The sequence below is a fragment of the Streptomyces synnematoformans genome (genome assembly GCF_039531005.1).
Classification (GTDB): Bacteria; Actinomycetota; Actinomycetes; order Streptomycetales; family Streptomycetaceae; genus Streptomyces; species Streptomyces synnematoformans.
In genome coordinates this window covers 1-23,968 of sequence record NZ_BAAAPF010000071.1, presented here as the reverse complement: position 1 = coordinate 23,968, position 23,968 = coordinate 1, and the positions used below count along the sequence as shown (strand labels likewise).

The window sequence follows — 23,968 nt, the reverse complement described above, 5'->3', positions numbered from 1 at the left end:
GCTCGGCGCGCAGCGCGTACCCGGGGCCCTGCGTGACCAGCAGCCGCGCGGGCGCGCGCGGCGGGCGCTCGGGTTCCAGGGCGCGCCGCAGCGCGGCGACGAACGTGCGCACCGCGCCCACGGCGTTCCCGGGCGGGTCGGGCCACAGGTCCTCGACCAGCATGTCGACGGGTACGACGCGGCCGCGCGCGGCGATCAGGCGGGCCAGCACGGCCCGGTGCCGCGGCCCCTTCAGCGCGATCGCCCCGCCGCCGACGCCGCCCGCTCCGCCGCCGTCCGCGTCGACGGCCCAGGCCGCCACCGGCCCCAGCACACCGAACCGGACCCGCACCACCGACCACCTCTCCCGGCCCCGGCCGGCCTCGCCCCGGCCCCGCCGGCCGCCACCGTACAGCGCGCTCATCCGCTGCTCATCCGCGCCGCGCACGCTGGGGACAACGATCGGCTACGAAGGGAAAACCCCGATGTCCCCCCGCATCCCCGGCTTCGACTACCGCCGCGTGCCCGTCGCCGACGGCGTCGCCCTGAGCGCCGCCGTGGGCGGCAACCCCGCCGGCAGCCCCGTCGTGCTGCTGCACGGCTTCCCGCAGACCCACCTCATGTGGCGGCACGTCGCCGCCCGGCTCGCCGCCGACCACACCGTCATCTGCCCCGACCTGCGCGGCTACGGCGCCAGCGACAAGCCGGCCGAGGCGGACGAGGCGGCCGGCGGACCGGCCGGCGGACCGGCCGGCCCGTCCGGCGACGGGCGCGGCGGCACGTACGCGAAGCGCACGATGGCCGACGACATCGTGGCGCTGGCCCGTGCGCTGGGCTACGAGCGCTTCGCGCTGGCCGGGCACGACCGGGGCGCGCTGGTGGCGTTCCGCGCGGGGCTCGACCACCCCGCGGCGGTCACCCACCTGGCGTGCCTGGACGTGCTGCCGACGCTGGACATGTGGGACGTGATGCACGGGGCGTCGGCGGCGGTCGGCTTCCACCTGTACCTCATGGCGCAGCCGCCCGGCCTGCCCGAGGAGATGATCTCCGCCGCCCCGGACGCGTTCTTCGGCCACTTCCTCGACGTGTGGTCCGCCGGCGGGGACGCGATCCCCGCCGACGTGCGCGCCGCGTACCTGGCGGCGTCCCGCGCCGCGGTGCCGTCCATCGTGGCGGACTACCGGGCGTCCGCGGGCGTCGACGTCGAGCACGACAGCGCCGACCGCGCGGCCGGCCGCCGGCTGCGGATGCCGGTGGCCGTGCTGCAGCAGGACTGGGGCGCCGCGCTCGGCTTCGACGCCGCCGCGCGGTGGCGCGCCTGGGCCCCCGACCTGCGGCACACCACCGTGGGCTGCGGCCACTTCATGGCCGAGGAGGCGCCGGACGAGGTCACCGCGGCGCTGCGCGACCTCCTCGCCCGTACGCCCGCCGCTACGGCAGCGTGAGCCCGTAGGCCGCCAGGATCGGCCTGATCGGCTGGTAGAAGGTCGTGCCGCCGGTGGTGCAGTTGCCGCTGCTGCCGACGATGATGCCGACCGCGCGGCCGCCGGAGAATGCGGGTCCGCCGGTGTCGCCGGGCTCGGAGCAGATGTCGGAGCGGAAGAGGCCGTAGACCACCCCGCCGGGGTAGTTCACGGTGACGCCGACCTGCTGCAGCCGGCCGCACTGGTAGCCGGTCACCCGCCCGTAGTGGCACAGCGTCATGCCGGGCTGCGGGTCGGTGGCGCCGGTGATGTCCACCGGCACGCCGCCGCTGCCCCTGACCTCGCCGGGGTACGAGACGGAGGTGTTGGTGTAGCGCACGAGGCCGTAGTCGCTGCCGGGGAAGGTGTATCCCGCGGTCACGCCGACGGAGACGCGGGCGCCGTCCACGTCGGCGGCCCAGCTGCCGCCGGCGGTGGCGCAGTGGCCGGGGATGATGCCGTACGAGACGCCGCCCGCCACGGCGTTGAAGCCCAGCGTGCAGGCGAAGCCGCCCCCGTAGAGCGCGTCGCCGCCACGCACCTCGCCCGCCGCGGCCGCCGGGACCGCGGGGGCCGGCGCAGCCGGCGGAGCCGCCGCGGCGGGCGGGGCGAGCAGGGTGAGCAGCGCACCGAGCAGCGCGAGCACGGTGCCGGTGGCGAGGGTGCGTAACGGAGGAGCGGTACGGCGTCGGCGTCGGCTCACGGTTCCCTGCCTTCCGGGCGGCGGCGGTGTCGACCGCATTGTGCTCGCGGCGTACGGAACCAGGAAGAGGGCATGTCAGGTGCGGGTCAAAAACGGCCGGGGGTCAGCGGCTCGGCAGCAGACCGTTCTCCATGGCGACGACGACCGCGCGGGTGCGGTCGCCGACGTCGAGTTTGGCGAAAATGCGCAGCAGGTGCGTCTTGACGGTGGCCTCGCCGATGTACAGCCGCTTGCCGATCTCGGCGTTCGACAGCCCTTCGGCGACACCGGCCAGCACCTCGGACTCGCGCGGGGTGAGCGTCACCGGGGCCGGGCCGCGCATCTTCGCGACCAGGCGCTGGGCGACGCGGGGCGCGAGGACCGTCTCGCCGCGGGAGGCCGCGTGGATGGCGTCGACCAGCTGGGCGCGGGTGGCGTCCTTCAGCAGGTAGCCGGTGGCGCCGGCCTCGACGGCGCGTTCGATGTCGGCGTCCGTGTCGTACGTGGTGAGGATCAGCACCCGGGTACGCGCGGCCGCCGCGATGATCGCGGCGGTGGCACCGACGCCGTCGAGCAGCGGCATCCGCAGGTCGAGCAGGGCGACGTCCGGGGCGAGGCGGGCGACCAGCGAGGCGGCCTCGTGGCCGTCGCCGGCCTCGCCGACGACGTCGATGGTGGGCTCGGCGGCGAGCAGCGCGACGAGGCCCGCGCGCATCACGGTGTGGTCGTCGGCCACGATGACGCGCAGCGGCGCGGCGGGCGTGGGTGTCGTCGTCATGGTCAGACCTGTCCGTCCGTGGCGAGTCCGGTCGTGCGCGTGGTGTCGGGTCCGTCCGGGAGGGTTCCGCCGTCGGCGGCGGTTCCGGCCGCGGGCACGGTGACGAGTATCCGGGTGCCCTCGCCCGGCGAGCTGGTGACGGTCAGCGCGCCGCCGAACTCCGCGAGCCGCCGGCGCATTCCGTCCAGCCCGAAGCCCCCGGCCGGTACGGCGCCGTCCCGCCCGCCGCCGTCGGCGTCTCCGGCGCCCCGGCCGTCGCCGCCGGGCGCGCCCCGCCCCGCCGCCCCGGGTACGAACCCCTTCCCATCGTCGGTGATCTCCAGCTCGATGCCCGCAGGCCCCGCCCCCAGCACCACGCCGACCGTCGACGCCTCCGCGTGCTTGCGCACGTTGGCCAGCGACTCCTGGGTGCAGCGCAGCAGCGCGATGCGGGTCGGCTGGTCGCAGTCGACGTCCGGCAGCTCGGCGTCGACGGTGAGCCCGGTGTCCTCGGCGAAGCGGTCCAGCGTGCGGCGCAGCGTGCCGGCGACGGAGCCGGCGGCAGCGCCGTCGGCGGAGCCGTCGCGCGGGGCCGCGCCGACGAGGACGCGGGCCTCGGCGAGGTTGTCGCGGGCGGTGCGTTCGATGGACCGCAGCTGCTGGGCGCTCTTCCCGGGCTCGGCGGCCAGCCCGGCGCGCGCCGCCTCGGCGAGCACGACGATCGAGGCGAAGCCCTGCGCGAGGGTGTCGTGGATCTCCCGGGCGATACGCTCCCGCTCCTCGGCGGCGCCCTGCCGCTTCTGCGCCTCCGCCAGCCGCTGTTCGGCGTCGGCCAGCCGGCTGCGCAGCCGGGCGCGTTCGTCGCGTACCGCCAGCGCCCGGGGGGTCAGCAGCGCGATGACGATGCTGACCGCGTAGACGGCGACGGACGAGGTGGCGTTGGTGGTGAGGTGGTCGGCGGTCCAGCCCTCCCGGAGCGTGCCGCCGAGGGTGATCGCGAGGGCGCCGAGGCCGCTGTAGACGACGGCGGACCGCAGGCTGTCCACGAAGATCACGAAGTGCGTGAGCGTCACCGTGTACAGCACGCCGAAGCCGTCGCGGAGCCACGACAGCCAGCCCAGCACGAGGATCAGCAGGACGAGGTAGCCGTACGCGAGCCGCACCGGATTCCCGGGGCGGGCGCGTACGACCGCGTAGCCGAGGGCGAGCGCGGCCACGAGCGCGAGCGACCCGTACCGGTCCCCGGCCGGGACGTCCCCCAGGATCGTGACCAGGGTCAGCAGGCCGATGATCGCCCAGGAGAAGACGTCCCACCCGTGGAGCATCCAGATCCAGAAGGGGTCGCCGCGCCGTGGCCGAGGGAGCATGGCGGTCAGCGTACGTTCTCGAACGTACGGGCCACCGCCCCGTCCGGACCGCCCGCCGGGGGCGCCGGGGCGGACGCGGCGGATGCGGGCCCGCGCCGCAGCGGCCGCCAGGCCCGTTCGCCGAGGAGCAGCAGCGCCGCGGGCAGCACCATCATCCGGATCACCACGGCGTCGAGCAGCACGGCGAGCGCCAGGCAGAGGCCCATCTGCTTCATCTCGGTCAGGTGCAGCGCGACGAACCCGGAGAACACGGTGACCATCACGACCGCCGCGCTGGTCACGACCTTCGCCGACGCGGCGATGCCCGCGGTCACCGCCTCCCGCGCCGGCATCCCGGCGTCCCTGGCCTCCTTGATGCGGCTGACCACGAACACCTGGTAGTCCATCGACAGCCCGAAGAGGATGACGAAGAGGAACAGCGGCACCCGGGAGGCGATCGCGCCCATCGAGTCGAAGTCGAGCAGGCCCTCGGCCCACGTGCCCTGGAAGACGAGGACGAGCGCGCCGAGCGCGGCGGCGGCGGAGAGCAGGTTCAGGCCGACGCCGAGCAGCCCGATCGCCACCGAGCGGAACGCGAGCACCGTCATCACGAACGTGACCAGCAGCAGGGCGCCGACGACCAGCGGCAGCTTGCCGCGCTCGTGCGCGACGTAGTCCACGCCGCGGGCGACGTCGCCGCTGACGGCGGTCTCGACGCCGGCCAGTTCGCCGACGGTGGCGGGCAGGTGGTCGTCGCGCAGGTGCCGCAGCGAGTCCTTCGCGGGCTGGGAGTTGGCGAAGTGCGGTACGGAGAGCACGAGCACGCTGGTCCGGCCGTCCGGCGAGGTGCGTACCGCGGGCTCGGCGGCACGGACGAACAGCGGGTCGGCCGCCGCCCGCCGGCCCAGCCCGGCCAGCGCCCGCCGTACCTCGGGGGCGCGTTCGGGGGTGGACCGGGCGACGACCTCGTGCTGCACCTTCAGTTCGGGGAAGGCGTCGGTGAGCCGGTCGTACGTCTGCATGGCCGGGATGTCGCGGGAGAACGTGTCCTTGCCGGGGTCCACGAGCTTCATGCCGAGGGCGGGCGCGGCGAGCGCGAGCATGGCCAGCACGGAGACGACCAGCGTGGCGGCGGGGCGGCGCTGCGCGGGCCGCAGCAGGGCGGCGAAGACGCGGCCGGGTTCGGGGCGTTCCGGCCGCGGGCGGCGGGCGCAGGCCCCGCGGGCGGCGCGGCGGTCGGCCCGGCGTTCGGTGCGCCGGCCGATGGTCACGAGCAGCGCGGGCAGTGCCGTCAGGGAGCTGGCGACGGCGACGGCCACGACGAGGATCGTGCCCGTGGCCAGGGAGGAGAAGATGACGTCGGCGGCGAGGTAGAGGGTGGCGGTGGAGACGATGACGGCGAGTCCGGAGACCACGATGGCGCGCCCCGCGGTCGCCGCCGCCAGCTCGACGAGGGCCGCGGACGACAGCCGGCCGCCGGCGCGGGCACGCTCCTCGCGCTCGCGCTTGAGGTAGAAGAGCGTGTAGTCGACGCCGACCGCGAGGCCGATGAGCAGGATCAGGTTGGTGCCGACGCCGGGGTCGGGCAGCAGGTGGGAGGCCACCATGGACAGGCCGAGCGCCGCGGCGATGGACGTCAGCGCCAACAGCAGCGGCACGCCGGCCATGACGACGGACCCGAAGACGACGAGCAGCGTGACGAGCGTGACGGGCAGCGAGATGCGCTCGGAGAGCGCCAGGTCCTCGGCGCGCTGGTCGTTGACGCCCTTGCTGATCGCGGGCGAGCCGGTCTCCTCGATGACGACGCCGGGGTGGGCGGCGGCGGCCTCCTCCGTCTGCTCCAGCAGCGGGCCGACGTTCTTCCTGCCGTCCAGCTCGGCGCCCTTCAGCACGACCGGCACGCGCAGCGCGCCGCCGTCGGCGGAGCGTACGGGCGCGGCGACGGACGCCACTTCGGGCAGCCGCTCCATCCGGGCGGTGACGTCCCGGGCCGCGGCGCCGGCGGCGGCGGGGTCGAGGGAGCGGCCGGACCCGGCGCGGATGAGGACGTGTTCCGTGGGCTTGCGCTCCAGGCCGCCCTCGGTGGCCAGTTGCTCGGCGCGGCCGGCCTCGCCGACGCGGAAGTCCGCGGTGGTGGCGGGGTTGCCGCCGACGGAGACGCCGGTGCCGACGCAGAGCGCGACGAAGACGAACCAGCCGACGATCGCGCGCCACGGGTGCCGGGCGCTCCAGCGGGCCATGCGTACGGGAAGTTTTCTCATGTCCGGAATGCTCGCGACCGGGGCCCCGCCGCCGACAGCCGCGACCGGTGGAACCGGGGGTCCACCGACCGGTGGACCCCCGGGGGGCACGGCCGCTCAGGCACCCGGCGGACGGACGTCCTCCGGCCCGGTCCCGCCGCCCTCGTCCTCGGCCGGGGCGGGGACCACGGGCCGGCCCCGTTCCCCGCCGCGGCCGGCCCGCAGCCGCTTCGCCCGCCCGCGGATCTGCAGCTCGAACTCGCCGTCGTAGTGCCGGTGTCCGGCCCGCACCGCCGTCTCCACCGCCTTCTCGCCCCGCTCGCCGATGAGGATGAGCTGGTCGTGCCGCAGGTCGCGCATCAGCGCCACGCACAGCGCGACCATCACCAGCGTGAACGGCACCGCGACGAGGATCGTGAGGTTCTTCAGCCCGGTCAGCGCCGTGTCCCCGCCGCCCCCGATCAGCAGCATGATGGCGGCGACCGCGCCGGTCAGCACGCCCCAGACCACGACCACCCCGCGCGTCGGCTCCAGCGTGCCCTTCTGCGACAGCGCGCCCATCACGATCGACGCGGCGTCCGCGCCGGAGACGAAGAAGATGCCGACCAGGATCATCACCAGCAGCGTGGTGACGCCGGCGATCGGGTACTCGTTGAGCACCGCGAACAGCTGCCCCTCCTGCGTCGACTCGTCGGCGATGCCCGCGCCCTCGGCCTCCTGCCGCATCGCCGTTCCGCCGAGGATGCAGAACCACAGCAGGCTCACGACGCTGGGGACGAGGATCACGCCGCCGATGAACTGCCGGATGGTGCGCCCGCGGCTGATGCGCGCGATGAACATGCCGACGAACGGCGTCCAGGAGATCCACCAGGCCCAGTAGAAGACCGTCCAGCCCGAGAGCCAGCCGGCGACGCCCTCGCCGCCGCTGGCCTCCGTACGCGCCATCATCTGCGGCAGGTCGGCGAAGTACGAGCCGATGGAGGTCGGCAGCAGGTCGAGGATGAGGATCGTGGGGCCGACGACGAAGATGAAGACGACGAGCAGCGCGGCGAGCACCATGTTGATGTTCGACAGCCACTGGATGCCCCGCTCGATGCCGGAGACGGCGGAGGCGACGAACGCGGCGGTGAGCACGCCGATGACGAGGATCAGCAGCCCCTCGCCGACCTCCTGCGAGGTCCAGCCGACCTCCTTGACGCCGCTGCCGATCTGCAGCGCGCCGAGCCCGAGCGAGGCGGCGGAGCCGAAGAGGGTGGCGAAGATGGCGAGGATGTCGATGACCTTGCCGACGCCGCCTTCGGCGTGCCGCGGGCCGATGAGCGGGGTGAAGACGGCGCTGATGGTCTGCCTGCGGTTGCGGCGGAAGACGCTGTACGCCATGCCGAGGCCGACGACGGCGTAGATGGACCAGGGGTGCAGCGTCCAGTGGAAGAGGGTGGTCGCCATCGCCGTCTCCATCCGGTCGGCGGCGGGGCCGCCGGCCGGGACGGTGTCCGGCGGCGGGGCGGTGAAGTGCGACAGGGGCTCGTTCACCCCGTAGAACATGAGCCCGATGCCCATGCCGGCGCTGAACATCATCGCCACCCACGACACGGTGCGGAACTCCGGCGCTTCGCCCTCCTTGCCGAGGGTGATACGGCCGTAGCGGCTGAAGGCCAGCCAGAGCGCGAAGATCACGAAGCCGGAGGCGGCGAGCACGAAGGCCCATCCGCCGTAGTGCATCGTGTCGTTGAGCAAGGTGGTGGAGGCGTCCTCCAGGGAGTCCGTCGCCACGGCGCCCCAGATCACGAACGCCAGCGTCAGTGCGGCCGCGACCCCGAAGACGACCGCGTCGGTGCGCGGTGCGGCCCCCGGTGCGCGGCCGTCCTCCCCCGGCTTGTCCACCCGTTCGTCGAGCACCTTCGGTCACCGTCTCCCTACGCTCCGCACATAGAACCCCCTCACCATAGGGGAGACCGGCCGGGGCGTACGGGAACGGCGGCGTCAGCGCGCGGACGCGGCGGCGGCCATCGCGGCGCCGACGATGCCCGCGTTGTTCTGCAGTTCGGCGGGGACGACGTCCGCGCGGATGCCGGTGATGTCGTCGAGGAACTTGTCGGCCTTGCGGCTCACGCCGCCGCCGATGACGAACAGTTCGGGGGTGAAGAGCATCTCCAGGTGGGCGAGGTAGTGCTGCACCCGGTGCGCCCAGTGCTTCCAGCTCATGTCCTTGTCCTCGCGCTCCTTGGCGGAGGCGCGCTTCTCGGCCTCGTGCCCGTGCAGTTCCAGGTGGCCGAGTTCGGTGTTGGGGACGAGCCTGCCGCCGGTGAAGACCGCGCTGCCGATACCGGTGCCGAACGTCAGCACGAGCACGGTGCCGGTGCGGCCGCGGCCGGCACCGAAGGTCATTTCGGCGATGCCGGCGGCGTCGGCGTCGTTGACGAGGTGCACCGGGCGGCCGAGGCGGTCGCCGAGGAGGGCGGCGGCGTCGACGTCGACCCAGCTCTTGTCGACGTTGGCGGCGGTGCGCACGACGCCGCCGGTGACGACGCCGGGGAACGTGACGCCCACCGGGCCGTCCTGCCCGGCGAAGTGCCCGACCACCGCGGCGACGCCGTCGGCGACGGCGTCCGGGGCGGAGGGGTGCGGGGTGAGCACCTTGTGCCGCTCCGCCGCGAGGGTGCCCGTGTCCAGGTCGGCGGGGGCGCCCTTGATGCCCGAGCCGCCGATGTCGACTCCCATGATGTTCATAGCCCCAGACGATAGGGCGACCGGACCCGTCCGCGCGCGACCACGACAAGGCACTCCGCCGTCCGATATCCGGGATTCCGTGACCGGATAAGTTCTTGACGCGACCTCATCAACTCCGCCAGCCTCTGGGGCACGACAATCCCCCACCGTTGGGAGCACCCATGCCCCTCCGTCGTGCACGCCTCAGGTCGCGGCCCGCCGCCGCCGTCCTCGCCGGCGGGCTGCTGACCGCACTGCTCGTGCCCGGCGCGGTCGCCGCGGAACCCGCGGCGACCGCGCCGGCGGCCGTCGAGGCCGCGCCCGCGGCGCGCGTCGCGCCCGAGCAGGCGCCGGACATACCCGTCGCGAACGTCCAGGCGCACCTGGCCCGGTTCCAGTCCATCGCCGCCGCCAACGGCGGCAACCGCGCCCACGGCCGGCCCGGCTACCGCGCCTCGCTCGACTACGTCAGGCAACAGCTGGACGCCGCCGGATTCACCACCAGGGTCCAGCAGTTCAGCACCTTCGGCAGCATCGGCTACAACCTCGTCGCGGACTGGCCGGGCGGCGACCCGAACCAGGTCCTCATGGCCGGGGCACACCTCGACTCCGTCTCCTCCGGGCCCGGCATCAACGACAACGGCACCGGCTCCGCCGCCGTCCTGGAGACGGCCCTCGCCGTGGCCCGCGCCGGCTTCCAGCCGCGCGAGCACCTGCGCTTCACCTGGTGGGGCGCGGAGGAACTGGGCCTGGTCGGCTCGCGGTACTACGTCGCCAACCTGTCGTCCGCGGACCGTGCCGCGATCACCGGCTACCTGAACTTCGACATGATCGGCTCGCCCAACCCCGGGTACTTCGTCTACGACGACGACCCGCAGATCGAGAAGGTGTTCAAGGACTTCTACGCCGGCCTCGGCGTCCCCACCGAGATCGAGACCGAGGGCGACGGCCGGTCGGACCACGCGGCGTTCAAGAACGCCGGCGTGCCGGTCGGCGGGCTGTTCACCGGCGCGAGCCGGACGAAGTCGGCGGCGCAGGCGGCGAAGTGGGGCGGCACGGCCGGCCAGCCGTTCGACCGGTGCTACCACAGCTCCTGCGACACCACGTCGAACGTCAACAGCACGGCGCTGGACCGCAACAGCGACGCCCTCGCCCACGCGGTGTGGACGCTGGCCGAGTAGCCCGCGGCCCGGGACGCGGCGGCGGTCAGGACTCCGGGGCGGCCTGCGGGGCCGGCTCCTGGGCGGCGGTCCCGCCGCTCCCGGCGCCCCCCGCCGCCGCGTCGCCCCCCGCCGCGTACTCCGCCTCCGCGTCCTCCGCCAGCGCCTGCGCGCAGATCGGCCGCAGGCCGTCCTGCACCGCCCCGCTGATCGCGCCCAGCTGGCGCTGCTGCTCGGGCGTGAGCACGTCGAAGAGGTGCTTGCGCACTTCCGTCACATGCCCCGGAGCCGCCGCCTCCAGCACGGCGAACCCGGCGTCGGTCAGCTGCGCCACGGAGCCGCGGCGGTCGGCGTCGGTGGCGCACCGGGACACGTACCCCGCCTTCTCCAGCGCCGCCACCGCGTGCGACAGCCGGCTGCGCGAGGAGCGGGCCAGGTCGGCCAGCTCGCTCATCCGCAGGCTGCGCCCGGGGCTCTCGGAGAGGTACACGAGGATCTCGTAGTACGCCACGGGCATCCCGGAGTCGCGCCGCAGCTGCCGGTCCAGATGCGCGTTGAAGTCGCGGACGGCGCTCATGAAGAGACGCCATATCCGCTGTTCGTCATCGGTGAGCCAGCGCACGTCGGTCATACGTCCCAGCATACCTATAGTTGAGACCTCAACCAGAGCGTGTTACCGTTTTAGTGAAAGTTCAACCACGTCGCCCACAGTGGTTGACTCCGCTACCGAGAGGTATTCAGCCATGACCACGCACACCGAGCAGCTCCCCGGCTTCCAGACCGGCACCTGGACCATCGACCCGGTGCACTCCGACGTCTCCTTCGTCGTCCGCCACCTGGGCGTCACGCGGGTCCGCGGCACGTTCGACCAGGTGGAGGGCACCATCGTGACCGCCGAGGACCCGCTGCAGTCGCAGGTCACCGCGGTCATCAAGACCGCCTCGGTCAACACGCGCAACGACATGCGCGACGACCACGTGCGCACCGAGGACTTCCTGGACGTCGAGAAGTACCCCGAGATGACCTTCACGTCCACCGGCATCCGCGCCGAGGACGGCGTCTACCTGATCGACGGCGACCTGACGCTGCGCGGCGTCACCCGACCCGTGACCCTGGAGACCGAGGTCGGCGGCTTCGGGCCGGGCATGCAGGAGGGCAGCGCGGTCGCCGGGTTCTCCGCCACCACCGAGATCAGCCGCAGCGACTTCGGCGTGACCGGCGGCGCGGCCGGCGCGGCGGTCAGCGACAAGATCAAGATCAGCCTGGACATCGAGGCCGGGCGCTCCTGAAGCGCACGCGCGACCCCGCGGGCGGCCGCCGCGCCGCCCGCCCTGCGAACACGGTGCGGGGCGGCCCCCGCCGGTGACTTCCGCTCAGTCCCCGGCCACGGCGTCGCCCCGCACCGTTCCCGTGCCGGGCAGCGCCTCGGCCGGGTCCGAGCCGTGCCGGACGACGCGGTTACCGTCGTCCACGAAGACGATCCGCGGCAGCAGCGCCTTCGCGTCCGCGTCGGCCACCGTCGCGTAGCTGATGACGATCACCAGGTCGCCCGGGCTGACCAGCCGGGCGGCCGCGCCGTTGATGCCGATCACGCCGCTGCCCCGCGGGCCGGTGATGACGTAGGTGGTGAGCCGGGCGCCGTTGTCGATGTCGACGACGTCGACCTGCTCGCCGGCCAGCAGGTCCGCGGCCTCCATGAGGTCCTCGTCGATGGTGATCGAACCGACGTAGTGCAGGTCGGCCTGCGTCACGGTGGCGCGGTGGATCTTGGACTTCAGCATCGTCCGGAACACGGGCGGCCTCGTCTGCGGTCAGGGGGTACGGGGGCGACGCCAGGGTAACCGCGCCGCGGCGGCGGACCGGGCCCGCGGACGGCGAACTGTGAGCGACACCACCGCCCGGCGGTTCCCCCGGGGGGCGGGACCCGCACGCAGGGGGGCGCGGGCCCTCGCGGCGTACGGGGGCACGGGCGTACGGGCAGCACCGGGCCCGCGTGCGGGCGCGGCGGCCGCAACTCCCTCCCGGGTCTACCCCGTTCCGGAGCACCCCGCCACTCGCCGGGGACCGATCCGGTGCTTCCCCGCGGCGTCCCGTGTCGCTGGCGCGCCCGGACTTCGCCCCGTGAGACCAGTTGGTCATGAAATATGACAAATGCCCTGCACGGGGGTTCCCCCGGCGCACCGCGCTCTGCCTGGGCCTGCTCGGCGCCTACCAGCTGGCCATCGCCCCCGACGCGCACACCCCCAGATCGGGGGCGGCCGGCCGGGCGGCGGCCGGGGACGGCAAGCCGCTCGGCCGCGCCGCGCACCGGCTGCGCCCGGCCGCCGGGCGCACCGGTGCGGCGCCCATGACGACCTCCGGCGGCATGGCCCGTATCGCCGGCCCGACCCGGCCGGTCGCGGTGCGCGCCGCGCCGCACACCACCCTCCGGCAGACCGGCAAGAAGATCGCCCTCACCTTCGACGACGGCCCGCACGCCACGCAGACGCCGGCGATCCTGCGGATCCTCCGGCGCCACGGGGCACGCGCGACCTTCTTCGTCATCGGCGAGAACATCCCCTCGAACCGCGACGTGCTGCGCCGGATCGCCGCCGACGGCCACGTCGTCGGCAACCACTCGTACACCCACCCCCAGCTCGACCTGATCAGCACCCCGCGGGTGCGGGAGGAGCTGGAGCGGTGCAGCGACCTGGTGGCGAAGGAACTGGGCGCGCCGCCGCGGCTGGCGCGGGCGCCGTACGGGATGTGGCACGGGCCGAGCCTGCAGATCTGCGCGCAGCTGCAGATGGAGCCCTTCCAGTGGGACATCGACACCCTCGACTGGGACAACCGCGACCAGCGGTTCATCGAGACCACCGTGCTCGGCCACGCCCATCCGGGCGCGATCGTGCTGGCGCACGACGGGGGCGGCAACCGGTGGGCCACGGTGCGGGCGCTGGAGTACTACCTGCCGCGGCTGCTGGACGAGGGATACACGCTGGTGCAGCCGGCGTAGCCCCGCAAGCCCGCCCGTATGCCCCCGCACAAGCCCGTATGAGCCCGTATGAGCCCGTATGAGCCGCACAAAGCCCGCCCATCCCCGCACTCCCGCCCCAGGGTAGGCCGCCCCGCCGACAGAACCGCCCGCCGAAGGAACCGCGCACGCACCGCCCGCCGGCGCCCCGCCCGGGGCCCGTCTCCCGCACCGCGCGGCGGCGGGCCGGAGATTCGGAGGGCTCGGGGGCTGGCCCGTAGAAAGCGCTTGCGTCATGCTGGTGCACATGGCCGATCCCGCACTCCCGCCCCTTCCCGGCGGCGTCAGCGTCTCCCGGCTCCGCGTCTACGACTGGCAGGCCCCCGACGGCCTCCGCGGCGGCACCCCGCACCTGCACCTCGCCTGCACCGAGGCGTACGTCGTCCTCGGCGGCCACGGCGCCGTGCAGACCCTGACCGCCTCCGGGTACGCCGAGACCGAGCTGGCCGAGGACACCGTCGTCTGGTTCACGCCCGGCACCATCCACCGCCTCGTCAACGGCGACGGCCGGCTCGACATCCTCGTCGTGATGCAGAACGCCGGCCTGCCCGAGGCCGGCGACGCCGCCTTCCCCTTCCCGCCCGACGTCCTCCACGACGACGCCGCCTACGCCCGCGCCGCGGCGCTCGACCCGGCGCAGCCGGAGAAGTCCGCGCAGGCGCGCCGCGACCTGGCGCTGGCCGGCTTCGCCGAGCTGGCCGACGCCGCGCGCGGCGGCGACACGGGGCCCCTGCTGGCGTTCCACGAGCGGGCCGCGCAGCTCGTCCGGCCGCACCTGGACGACTGGCGGCGGCGCTGGGAACGGGGCCCGGCGGCGGCCGCCGCGGCGACGGACGCGCAGCTCGACGCGCTGCGCACGGACGCCGGCCACCTGCGGTCGGCGTCGGTGCAGCGGGCCGGGGCGGCGGCGCGGTTCGGGATGTGCGGGCGGCTGCAGGCGTGCGACCTGGACGGGGCGGTCGCGGTGGAGGCGTAGCGGCCCCGGCGGGGGGCAACGAGGGGGAACCCGGGTGACGCCCACCCCTTCACGGGGAAGAATGTCTGATATGCACCGGATGCTGGTCCCGCTCGTCGCCCTCCTCGTCGCCCTCCTCGCCGCGCTCCTCACGGCGTCCCCCTCGGCCGCCCAGGACCCGGACCCCGTCGGCGACGCCGCCGAGGCGCTGCGCGAACGCCCCGTCTACGTCCACCCCGACGCCCGCGACCAGATGTCCGCCGGCCGGGCCGACGCCCTCGCCGCCCGGCTCAGGGACGCCGGCCGTCCCGTCTTCGTCGCCGTGCTCCCCGACGACTCCGGCATCGCCGCCCGCGACGTCCTGCAGAACCTGCGCGCCCGCACCGGCATCGCCGGCGTCTACGCCGTCCGCCTCGGCGACGGCTTCGGCGCCGCCGCCGACTCCCGGGTGCTCTCCGAGCGGGCCGTCGGCAACCTCCGCCGCGCCGCCGTCGGCGCCCACCCCGACGACGCCACCGGCCAGCTCGTCACCTTCGCCGACGAGGCCGCCGAGCAGGCCCGCGGCCGCGAGCCGTCCGGCTGGCGCGACAGCGCCGGCATCGGCGCGGCCGGGGCCGTCACGCTCGGCGTGGTGGTCCTGCTGGTCGCCGGCGGCACCCTGCTCGTCCGGCAGCGCGGCAAACGCCGCCGCGCGGAGGAGGCGCGGGCCCAGCTGGCGCGGCTGCGCACGGTCATCGACGAGGACATCACCGCGTACGGCGAGGAGATGACCCGCATCGCCTTCGAGCCCGCCGGCCCGGCCGCGGACGACGCGATGCGCGCGGACTACCAGAGGGCGCTCGACGCCTACGAGAAGGCCAAGTCCCGGATGGACGCCGCCCGCGTCCCCGGTGACGTGCGCGGGGTGACGGAGGCGCTGGAGGAGGGGCGGTTCGCGCTGACGACGCTGGCGGCGCGGCGCGCAGGCGAGGCGCTGCCCGAGCGCCGCCCGCCGTGCTTCTTCGACCCGCGCCACGGGCCGTCGGCCACCGACGTGGAATGGGCGCCGCCGGGGGCCGCGGCGCACACGGTGCCGGCCTGCGCGGCGGACGCGAACCTGCTGGCGGCCGGCGAGGAGCCGATGGCCCGCACGGTGGAGACGGCCCGCGGCCGGCAGCCGTACTGGAACGCCGGCCCGGTCTACGCGCCGTGGGCGGGCGGCTACTTCGGCGGCGGCCTGCTGCCCGGGCTGCTGGTGGGCACGATGCTGGGGCAGATGATGTACGCCCCGGGCGCCTGGGGCGGCGCCGACGGCACGGGCGCGGGCGGCTACGAGGGCGGGGACCAGACCGGCGCGGACTTCGACCCCGGCGACTTCGGCGGGGGCTTCGGCGGCGGTGACTTCGGCGGCGGAGGCGGGGGCGGTGACTTCGGCGGCGGCTTCGGCGGCTTCTGAGCACGCGCCCCCGTCAGGCACCGGGTGTCGCTACCGCTGCCGGTCCGTGGTCTCCCGCCGCTTCCGCACGCCCGCCGGCGCCGGCCCGCGCACCGCTCCCGGCGCCTGCCACTCCGCACCGCGCCGCGCCCGCTGCTTGGCCCGCTCGCTGGAGCCCAGCTGGTACGGCACCGAGGTCACCATCACGCCCGGGGTGAACAGCAGCCGCGCCTTCAGCCGCAGCGCGCTCTGGTTGTGCAGCAGGTGCTCGTACCAGTGCCCGACGACGTACTCCGGGATGTAGACGCTGATCACCGTGTCCGGCTTCTCCTGGCGCAGCCGCTTGACGTACTCGATCAGCGGTCTGGTGATCTCGCGGTACGGCGACTCGATGACGATCAGCGGCACGTCCAGCTCGCTGTCCACCCACTGCTGCTGCAGCTGCCGGGTCTCCTCCGCGTCGACCCCGATGGTCAGCGCCTCCAGCCGGTCGGAGCGCACCAGCTTCGCGTACGCCAGCGCGCGCATCGTCGGCCGGTGCAGCTGGGAGACGAGCACGATGGAGTGCATGTGCCCGGGGCGCGGCATGGCGTCGTCCTCCTCGCTCTCGACGACGGCGACCTCCTGCGCCACCCGGTCGTAGTGGCGGTGGATGGCGGCCATCACCCCGTAGAAGAAGCCCATGCCGGCCAGGGCGATCCACGCGCCGTGCGTGAACTTGGTGACGAGCACGACCACCAGCACCAGCGCGCAGAAGGCCGCGCCGAAGCCGTTCATCGCCCGCGACCTGAGTATGCGGCGGCGGGCGGCGGGGGCGTGTTCGGCGGCCAGCATCCGGTTCCAGTGCCGGACCATCCCGGTCTGGCTGAAGGTGAAGGAGACGAAGACGCCGACGATGTAGAGCTGGATCAGCCGGGTGGAGTCGGCCTGGAAGAAGTAGACGAGGGCGCCGGCGAGCAGGGCGACGAAGAGGATGCCGTTGCTGAACGCCAGGCGGTCGCCGCGGGTGTGCAGCTGGCGCGGCAGGAAGCGGTCGTGGGCGAGGATCGAGCCGAGCACGGGGAAGCCGTTGTACGCGGTGTTGGCGGCCAGGAACAGCACCAGCGCCGTCGCCGCCGCCAGGATGACGAACGGCAGCGAGCCGTCGCCGAAGACCGCCGCGCCGACCTGGGCGATCACCGGGTTCTGGACGAAGTCCGCGCCGACCGCCTCACCGTGCCGCACCAGCTCCTCGGCCGGCCGCTCGGCCATCCGCACGTCGGTGTGCAGGGCGAGGGCGATGATGCCGACGAACATGGAGATCGCCAGCGTGCCCATCATCGCCAGCGTCGTCGCCGCGTTGCGGCTCTTGGGCTTGCGGAAGGCGGGCACGCCGTTGCTGATCGCCTCGACGCCGGTGAGCGCGGCGCAGCCGGAGGAGAAGGCCCGCAGCAGCAGGAAGATCAGCGCGAAGCCGGCGATGCCGTCCGCGTGCTCGCTGCGGATCTCCAGGTCGGCGGTGGGGGCGCGCATCGTGTCACCGAGCACGAGGGCGCGGAAGGCGCCCCAGCCGATCATTATCAGCACGCTGCCGACGAAGACGTACGTGGGGATGGCGAAGAGGGTGCCCGACTCCTTCACGCCGCGCAGGTTCATGGTGGTCAGCAGGCCGATGACGACGAGCGCGCAGAGCACCTTGTGCTCGGCGACGAAGCTCCAGGCCGAGCCCAGGTTCTCCACGCCCGCGGAGACCGACACCGCCACGGTGAGCACGTAGTCGACGAGGAGCGCGCTGGCCACGACCTGTCCGGCGCGGCGGCCGAGGTTGGTGGTGGCGACCTCGTAGTCGCCGCCGCCGCTGGGGTAGGCGTGCACCGTCTTGCGGTACGAGGCGACGACGACCACCATCAGCACGACGATGGCCACGGTGATCCAGGGGCTGTACATGTACGCACCGACGCCCGCCAGCGACAGGACGATCAGCACCTCCCCCGGCGCGTACGCCACCGAGGAGAGCGGGTCGGAGGCGAAGACCGGGAGCGCGACACGCTTGGGGAGCAGCGTCTCGCCGAGCCGGTCGCTGCGAAGCGCGCGGCCGATCAGTATGCGCTTCGACAGTTCGGTCAGCTTGGGCACGGGGCGATCGTAGGTGATCCGAATTCCGCTATCGACGGAGAAGTACGCTTTGTCCAGGACAACACCCGGGTTTTGACGCGTCCCTAACGCCGGGCGGGCCGGCCCTGCTGCGGGCCGTCGTGGCCGCCGACGGCGGCGGACTCCGAGGCGCCCGCCACGGGGCCGCCGGGCGGGGCCGCGGCGGGGCTCACGGGCGGGCCCGCGGACGGGCTCACGGCCGGGGCCGCGGCGGGCGTCCCCTTGGCGCGGCCGCGGGCGCGCAGGTACTCGATGCCGATCGGCAGCACCGACAGCAGCACGATCCCGATGAGGATCGCCTCGATGTTCTGGTGCACGAAGTCGACCTGGCCGAGGGCCGCACCCAGGAGAGTGACGCCGACCCCCCACAGGATGCCGCCGACGACGTTGAAGACGACGAACGTCCGGTAGTTCATCCGGCTCACCCCGGCGATGATCGGGGTGAAGGTGCGCACGATGGGCACGAAGCGGGCCAGCACCAGCGACTTCGGGCCGTGCTTCGCAAAGAACTCGTGCGCCTTCTGCACGTTCTCCTGTTTGAAGAGCCGGGAGTCCGGACGGGTGAAGATCGCGGGGCCGACCTTGCGGCCGAAGAGGTAGCCGACCTGGTCGCCGGCGACGGCCGCGAAGGCGATGAGCACGCACATCAGCCACAGCGGGAAGTCGAGCACGTCCGAGGTGATCAGCAGGCCGGTGGTGAACAGCAGCGAGTCGCCCGGCAGGAAGAACCCGATGAGGAGCCCGGACTCGGCGAAGACGATCACGAGCACGCCGAGCACGCCGAACCTGTCGATCAGGAAGTCGGGGTCCAGCCATCCCGGTCCGAGCGCAAGCGTGTTCATGGGTTCGGGACTCCAGACATCTGGGACGGGCGGCAACGAGAAGAGTGGCCACCTACGGATGAGAACGCAAGCCGGGGGCGGGCGGTTCCGGACGCGGGACGGGGCTCAGACCTGCTGCCCGGGCCAGCCGAGCAGCCGGGCGCCCATCGCGGCGGTCTCCAGGGTGTAGCGGTGCAGGGAGTCCGCCACGTTGTAGCCGGTCAGGGTGTGTATCCGGTCCAGCCGGTACGACAGCGTCCGCACGCTCACGCCCAGCCGCCGGGCCGCCTCGGCGTTGACGTACCCGGCGTCGGCGCACGTCTGCAGGGTCGCGAGCAGCGGCTCGGCGCCGCCGCGGGCCTGCGTGAGCGGCCCGAGGACGGTGCGCACCAGATCGGCCATCGCCGCCCGGTCCCGCAGCAGCACCGGGAAGACCAGCAGCTCGGCGGCCTGCAGCACCGGCTGGTCGAGGCCGAGCGCGGCGGCCATGTCGAGGGCGCCGATGGCCTCCTCGTAGCTGCGTACGACCCCGCCGGGGCCGGCGTGTTCGCGGCCCATCGCGACGCGGCTGGCGCAGGCGTACCCGCTGCCCGGCTCCAGGGCCACCTTGGCGAAGGCGTCGAGCAGCGCGCGCTCGCTGCTGGCGGCGACGCAGACGAGCTGGCCCTCCTTGGTGGTGAGCAGCACGTCGCGCTCGCCGAAGCGGCCCAGCAGCTCCCGCTCGATCCGCCGCACCAGCGGGTGCACGTCGGCGAAGGGCTCCTCGCCGGCGGCGACCGAGACCGCGTGCGCGCGGGCCAGGTGCAGCCCGAAGCGCTCGGCGCGCTCGGCGAGCCGGCCGAGGTCGCTGCGGCCGTAGAGCAGGTCGTCGATGAACTCGCGGCGCTCGGCCTCCTCCTGCCGGACCGCGAGCCGCTGGGCGCGCTCGTGGCCCTCGCCGAGGGCGGTGACGGCGGCCTCGACCGCGGCCAGCACGGCGTCGCCGCTGCGGGCGCGGTCGGCGGCGCTCGCGGCCCGGGCCACGCCGGGCAGGACGCCCCAGGTGCGGCGGGTCTCGGCGAGGTGGGCGGCGACCAGCTCGCGCAGGCTGCGGCCGGACTCGGCGGCCTGCTCGCCCAGCTCGCGGAGTGCGTCCAGCTCGGGGCGGCGCAGCAGCCGGCCGGTGGTGGACACGTCCGCCAGCAGCTCCGCGTAGCCGTCCTGGACGTCGGGGCACTCCTCCACCACGCGCGTGTGCGCCACCACCGCTCCCCGGTTGCCGGATCCTGTACACGGGACACCGTCGTCGCTGCCGGGTCCCGGAAATGTGGCGCCCAGGGTACGACACGGGGGCGGGGGCGGGAAAGCGCGGCCCGTACGGGGCGCCGGCCCGGCCGGCCGCGGCGCGTCAGCCCGTCAGCTCGACCGCCTGCCGGACGGTCTCGGCCAGGTCGGCCACCGCCGGGTCCTCGGTCTCGTCGGCCAGGTCCTCGGCGTGCCCCGCGAGTTCGCCGACCGTCGGGGCGCCGGGCAGCGGCGCGGGCCCGCCGGTCGTGGTGCTGCCCTCCTTGCCGTCGGCGCTGCCGTCCGCGTACGGCTCGGGGGCGGTGCCGGCGTCGGAGCCACCGCGCAGGGCGTCCGCGAAGTAGGCGGCGAGCGCGGTGACCTGCAGCCGGGACGGAGCCGCGCCCCACAGGTCACCGGTCAGGGCGGCGGCGTCGACGGTGCGGGACTCCTCGTGCGGGGCGCGGGTGTCGGGGTCGAGCCAGCGCACGGTGGCCGTGGCGACGCTGCCGGAGGCGCCCTCGGCGAGCCGGACGGCGTAGAGCGCGGTGACGGTGTGGCCCGGGCCGACCTCGCCGCCGTCGACGGCGTCGTTGCGGAAGTCCTCGTCGGCGACCTGGCGGTTGTCGTAGCCGATCAGCCGGTAGTCCGAGACGGCGTCCGCGTCGAAGACGACCTGCGCCTTGGCGTCGCGGGCCCGCAGGTCGACGTTGCGCGGCAGGTCTTCGACGAACACCTCGCGGGCCTCGGCGGTCTCCGAGACGTAGGTGGTGTGGCCGTCGCCCTCGTTGGTCAGCCGCTCCATCAGCGCGTCGCCGTACTCGCTGCCGACGCCGACGCCGAACAGCGTGATGCCGTAGTCCTCCCGGCCCGCGGCGATGCGGTCGAGGATCGTGCCGGCGTCGGTGGCGCCGGTGTTGGCGAGGGCGTCGGAGAGCAGGACGACGCGGTTGGTGGCGCCCTTGCGGTGGCCGTCGACCGCCTCGTCGTAGCCGCGGGTCAATCCGGCCTCGACGTTGGTGCTGTCGGTGGGCTGCAGCTTCTCGACCGCGTCGTGGATACGGTCCTCGGCGCCGCCGACGGCCGTCATCGGCAGCACGGTCCGGGCCACGTCGCTGAACGCGACGAGCGCGAGCGAGTCGTCGTCGCGCAGCTCGTCGACCGCGGTGTGCAGGGCCTCGCGTACGAGGCTGAGCCGGCCGGGCTCCGCCATGGAGCCGGAGACGTCCACCACGAAGGTGAGCGCCGCGGGCCGGCGCTTCCGGGTGCCGTACTCGTTGCTCTCCGGACGGGTCGACAGCCCCACGCGCATGAGCGACCAGTCGCCGTCCGCCTCGCCCGCCTCGCCCGCCTCGCCCGTCTCGCCCGTCTCGCCGCCGGCCGGGACGCGGGCGCCGTCGGTGCTGACGGAGAAGCCGTCGTCCGCCGGCGGTGCGTAGTCCTGGCGGAAGCTGTTGATGAACTCCTCGTGCCGCACGGTGTCCGGCTGCGGCAGGGAGCCGGCGCCGATGGTGCGGCGGGCGTAGCTGTACGACGCGGTGTCCACGTCGAGCGCGAAGGTGGAGACCATGTCGGGCTCGGGCGCGAAGGCGTCCGCCCGGCCCGCGCCGGCGGCCTCCGGGGCGGCGTCGTACGCGCCGTCCGGGGCCGCGGAGGGCGCCGGGCCGGCCGGCGGGAGCGCGCCTTCGCCGGCGGCTCCGTCCTCCAGAGCCCTCTGTGTCGTCCGCTCGTCCCCTCCGCTGCCCGTACAGCCCGTCAGCAGCAGCGGAACCGTCAGCATTCCTGCGATCCCCGTCAACCACGCGCGTCCCATCGCGCCCCTCCCTCGTGCCGTCCTCATCGGGACTGTGACGAAGGAGGGGGCGATTCGGTGCCGTTATTCCGTCGACTTCTCGGTCGCGGCCCGGGACATCAGTGACACGGCATCAGCTCCTCGCACGCACGACGGTTGATGGTGGAGGCGGTGCGGAACACCGGAACCGTCCGGATCCCGATGCAGCAGACAGGTCGCACCGATAACCGAAAAATACTCCCTGACCGCGCCATCTGCCTCCCCTACGCCGGCACCGGTCTCAGCGGGACGTCGGAAAGCCCAGGTCGACCCCGCCGTCCGCAGGGTCGGGCCAGCGTGTCGTGACGACCTTCGCGCGGGTGTAGAAGCGGACGCCTTCCTCCCCGTAGACGTGGTGGTCGCCGAAGAGGGAGTCTTTCCAGCCGCCGAAGGAGTGGTAGCCCACGGGCACCGGGATGGGCACGTTCACGCCGACCATGCCGGCCGCGGCCTCCAGCTGGAAGCGGCGGGCGGCGCCGCCGTCGCGGGTGAAGACGGCGGCGCCGTTGCCCCACGGTGAGTCGTTGACGAGCCGCACGCCCTCCTCGTACGTCTCCGCCCGCACCACGCACAGCACCGGCCCGAAGATCTCGTCCCGGTACGCGTCGGACTCCACCGGCACCCGGTCCAGCAGGCTGACGCCGATCCAGTGGCCGTCCTCGCGGCCGGGAACGGTGTAGCCGGTGCCGTCCACGACCACCTCGGCGCCCTGCGCGGCGGCGCCCCGCACATAGCCGGCGACCCGGTCGCGGTGCTCGCGGGTGATGAGCGGGCCCATCTCGGAGTCGGGGTCGTCGCCGGGGCCGACCCGGACCTTGCGGGCCCGCTCGGCGATCTTCGCCACCAGCTCGTCGCCGGTGTCGCCGACCGCGACCACCGCGGAGACCGCCATGCAGCGCTCCCCCGCCGAGCCGTACGCCGCCGAGACCGCGGCGTCCGCGGCCGCGTCCAGGTCGGCGTCGGGCAGCACCAGCATGTGGTTCTTCGCCCCGCCGAGCGCCTGGACGCGCTTGCCGTGCGAGGTGCCGGTGGTGAAGACGTGCCGCGCGACCGGCGTGGAGCCGACGAAGCTGAGGGCGGCGACACCGGGGTGCTCCAGCAGCCGGTCGACAGCCTCCCTGTCGCCGTTGACGACGTTGAACACCCCCTCCGGCAGCCCCGCCTCGGCCAGCAGCTCCGCGAGCAGACCGGCCGCCGAAGGGTCCTTCTCGCTCGGCTTCAGCACGAAGGTGTTGCCGCAGGCGAGGGCGAGCGGGAACATCCACATCGGCACCATGGCGGGGAAGTTGAACGGCGTGATGCCGGCCACCACGCCGACGGGCTGCCGGAGCGCGGCGACGTCGACGCGGGTGGAGACCTGCGTGGACAGCTCGCCCTTGAGCAGCTGCGGGATGCCGCAGGCCACCTCGACGACCTCCAGTCCGCGGGCCACCTCGCCGAGCGCGTCGGAGTGCACCTTGCCGTGCTCGGCGGTGATCAGCCGGGCGACGTCCTCGCGGCGGGCGGCCAGCAGTTCGCGGAAGCGGAACAGCACGGCGGTGCGCTGCGCAAGCGACGATACGCGCCACTCCGTGAGCGCGTGACGGGCGGCGTCGACGGCGGCGTCCACCTCGGCGGCGGAGGCGAACGCGACCTCGGCGGCCTGCGCTCCGGTGGCGGGGTCGTAGACCGGTCCCGACCGTCCCGAGGCGCCCTCGACTGCCTTGCCGCCGATCCAGTGGCCGATGGTCTTCATGGGCAATCCCTTCGTCCAGCTACGGGTTCGGTCTAACCGCCGCCGCGGAGCCCTGTCAATCAGGCGTCGATCACGCCGTGTGCGTGTCCCGTCACCGATGTCACGGTTGGGTGGGTCCCCCGCCACAGCTGCTCGACAACATCCCGGCGGTGGTCGGCCGGGGTGTCCCGGCGGGCACAGGGTCACCGATCACCAGGGGCGCTGCCCCGGCGCCCCGCCGGGAGGTACGGAGATGACGGACAGCCAGCTGTGGTCGTACAAGGAGATCGCGGCGCACATCGGCGTGCAGACCGAGACCGTGCGGTCGTACCGGAAGCACGGGATGCTGCCGAAGCCCGACGTCGTCGAGCACGGCAAGCCCTACTGGTACCCGGACACGGTGCGCGCCTGGGTCGCCCAGCGGCCCAGCAGCCGCGGGAGCCGCGGGCGGCGCGGCCGGCGCGGCCGGCGCGGCCGGCGCGGAACTG

21 protein-coding genes are annotated in these 23,968 nt (G+C 74.2%); 7 read left to right on the top strand and 14 right to left on the bottom strand.

From position 1 onward, the window contains the following. Positions 1 to 331, bottom strand: a 331-nt coding sequence (locus tag ABD317_RS13910) for an AfsR/SARP family transcriptional regulator (protein WP_344290305.1), incomplete at its 3' end; no start/stop codon positions are given. A 133-nt stretch (positions 332 to 464) separates the two neighbouring features. On the opposite strand from ABD317_RS13910, the gene ABD317_RS13905 reads away from it, so the two are divergent. Further along, on the top strand, positions 465 to 1,424 hold the full coding sequence (locus ABD317_RS13905; protein ID WP_344290304.1) for an alpha/beta fold hydrolase: 960 nt from the start codon (positions 465 to 467) through the stop codon (positions 1,422 to 1,424). Here ABD317_RS13905 and ABD317_RS13900 read toward each other — a convergent pair. The 6 genes from ABD317_RS13900 to ppgK all read right to left on the bottom strand — a co-directional run bounded on the left by ABD317_RS13900 (position 1,411) and on the right by ppgK (position 9,197). Next, positions 1,411 to 2,145, bottom strand: coding sequence for a S1 family peptidase (locus ABD317_RS13900; RefSeq protein ID WP_344290303.1), 735 nt, complete (start codon positions 2,143 to 2,145; stop codon positions 1,411 to 1,413). The genes ABD317_RS13905 and ABD317_RS13900 overlap by 14 nt on opposite strands. Before the next feature lie 103 nt (positions 2,146 to 2,248). Continuing rightward, positions 2,249 to 2,902 carry a response regulator gene (locus ABD317_RS13895; RefSeq protein ID WP_344290302.1) on the bottom strand — a complete coding sequence of 218 codons (654 nt, stop codon included), beginning with the start codon at positions 2,900 to 2,902 and terminating at the stop codon, positions 2,249 to 2,251. Positions 2,903 to 2,904: 2 nt separating this feature from the next. Beyond that, a complete protein-coding gene (locus tag ABD317_RS13890; RefSeq protein ID WP_344290301.1) occupies positions 2,905 to 4,248 on the bottom strand; it encodes a sensor histidine kinase in 1,344 nt (447 codons plus the stop codon). A gap of 5 nt (positions 4,249 to 4,253) precedes the next feature. Continuing rightward, positions 4,254 to 6,488, bottom strand: a complete 2,235-nt coding sequence (locus tag ABD317_RS13885; protein WP_344290300.1) for an MMPL family transporter — start codon at positions 6,486 to 6,488, stop codon at positions 4,254 to 4,256. 96 nt (positions 6,489 to 6,584) lie between these two features. Then, positions 6,585 to 8,366 carry a BCCT family transporter gene (locus ABD317_RS13880; RefSeq protein ID WP_344290299.1) on the bottom strand — a complete coding sequence of 594 codons (1,782 nt, stop codon included), beginning with the start codon at positions 8,364 to 8,366 and terminating at the stop codon, positions 6,585 to 6,587. An 84-nt stretch (positions 8,367 to 8,450) separates the two neighbouring features. Continuing rightward, positions 8,451 to 9,197, bottom strand: a complete 747-nt coding sequence (ppgK, locus tag ABD317_RS13875; protein WP_027755766.1) for a polyphosphate--glucose phosphotransferase — start codon at positions 9,195 to 9,197, stop codon at positions 8,451 to 8,453. Between the two features lie 161 nt (positions 9,198 to 9,358). On the opposite strand from ppgK, the gene ABD317_RS13870 reads away from it, so the two are divergent. Then, complete coding sequence (locus ABD317_RS13870; protein WP_344290298.1) at positions 9,359 to 10,357, top strand: M28 family metallopeptidase; 999 nt, start codon at positions 9,359 to 9,361, stop codon at positions 10,355 to 10,357. Between the two features lie 25 nt (positions 10,358 to 10,382). On the opposite strand, the gene ABD317_RS13865 is transcribed toward ABD317_RS13870, so the two are convergent. Further along, positions 10,383 to 10,967, bottom strand: a complete 585-nt coding sequence (locus tag ABD317_RS13865; protein ID WP_344290297.1) for a MarR family winged helix-turn-helix transcriptional regulator — start codon at positions 10,965 to 10,967, stop codon at positions 10,383 to 10,385. A gap of 112 nt (positions 10,968 to 11,079) precedes the next feature. Between ABD317_RS13865 and ABD317_RS13860 the strand changes: the two genes are divergently transcribed. Further along, entirely contained in the window at positions 11,080 to 11,625 is a 546-nt protein-coding gene (locus ABD317_RS13860) for a YceI family protein (RefSeq protein WP_344290296.1), read from the top strand. 84 nt (positions 11,626 to 11,709) lie between these two features. Here the strand turns inward: ABD317_RS13860 and panD are convergent, their stop codons facing one another. Further along, positions 11,710 to 12,129, bottom strand: a complete 420-nt coding sequence (gene panD, locus ABD317_RS13855) for an aspartate 1-decarboxylase (protein WP_344290295.1) — start codon at positions 12,127 to 12,129, stop codon at positions 11,710 to 11,712. 344 nt (positions 12,130 to 12,473) lie between these two features. Here panD and ABD317_RS13850 point away from each other — a divergent pair, with 344 nt between their 5' ends. The 3 genes from ABD317_RS13850 (at position 12,474) to ABD317_RS13840 (ending at position 15,739) form a co-directional block, all read left to right on the top strand. Beyond that, positions 12,474 to 13,331 carry a polysaccharide deacetylase family protein gene (locus ABD317_RS13850; RefSeq protein WP_344290293.1) on the top strand — a complete coding sequence of 286 codons (858 nt, stop codon included), beginning with the start codon at positions 12,474 to 12,476 and terminating at the stop codon, positions 13,329 to 13,331. A 253-nt stretch (positions 13,332 to 13,584) separates the two neighbouring features. Next, positions 13,585 to 14,325: a cupin gene (locus tag ABD317_RS13845; protein WP_027755772.1), complete on the top strand. Its 741-nt coding sequence runs from the start codon at positions 13,585 to 13,587 to the stop codon at positions 14,323 to 14,325. A gap of 70 nt (positions 14,326 to 14,395) precedes the next feature. Further along, a complete protein-coding gene (locus ABD317_RS13840) occupies positions 14,396 to 15,739 on the top strand; it encodes a hypothetical protein (RefSeq protein ID WP_344290291.1) in 1,344 nt (447 codons plus the stop codon). 30 nt (positions 15,740 to 15,769) lie between these two features. On the opposite strand, the gene ABD317_RS13835 is transcribed toward ABD317_RS13840, so the two are convergent. From ABD317_RS13835 to ABD317_RS13815, 5 genes are all read right to left on the bottom strand, one after another. Next, complete coding sequence (locus ABD317_RS13835) at positions 15,770 to 17,833, bottom strand: APC family permease (protein WP_344290289.1); 2,064 nt, start codon at positions 17,831 to 17,833, stop codon at positions 15,770 to 15,772. A gap of 83 nt (positions 17,834 to 17,916) precedes the next feature. Continuing rightward, a complete protein-coding gene (locus tag ABD317_RS13830; RefSeq protein WP_344290287.1) occupies positions 17,917 to 18,693 on the bottom strand; it encodes a DedA family protein in 777 nt (258 codons plus the stop codon). Positions 18,694 to 18,798: 105 nt separating this feature from the next. Further along, a complete protein-coding gene (locus ABD317_RS13825; protein WP_425582360.1) occupies positions 18,799 to 19,914 on the bottom strand; it encodes a PucR family transcriptional regulator in 1,116 nt (371 codons plus the stop codon). A 145-nt stretch (positions 19,915 to 20,059) separates the two neighbouring features. Further along, complete coding sequence (locus ABD317_RS13820; protein ID WP_344290284.1) at positions 20,060 to 21,715, bottom strand: vWA domain-containing protein; 1,656 nt, start codon at positions 21,713 to 21,715, stop codon at positions 20,060 to 20,062. 292 nt (positions 21,716 to 22,007) lie between these two features. Continuing rightward, positions 22,008 to 23,501 carry a CoA-acylating methylmalonate-semialdehyde dehydrogenase gene (locus ABD317_RS13815; RefSeq protein WP_344290282.1) on the bottom strand — a complete coding sequence of 498 codons (1,494 nt, stop codon included), beginning with the start codon at positions 23,499 to 23,501 and terminating at the stop codon, positions 22,008 to 22,010. A 232-nt stretch (positions 23,502 to 23,733) separates the two neighbouring features. Here ABD317_RS13815 and ABD317_RS13810 point away from each other — a divergent pair. Further along, positions 23,734 to 23,968: helix-turn-helix transcriptional regulator (locus ABD317_RS13810; protein ID WP_344290280.1), on the top strand; the 235-nt coding region annotated here is incomplete at its 3' end.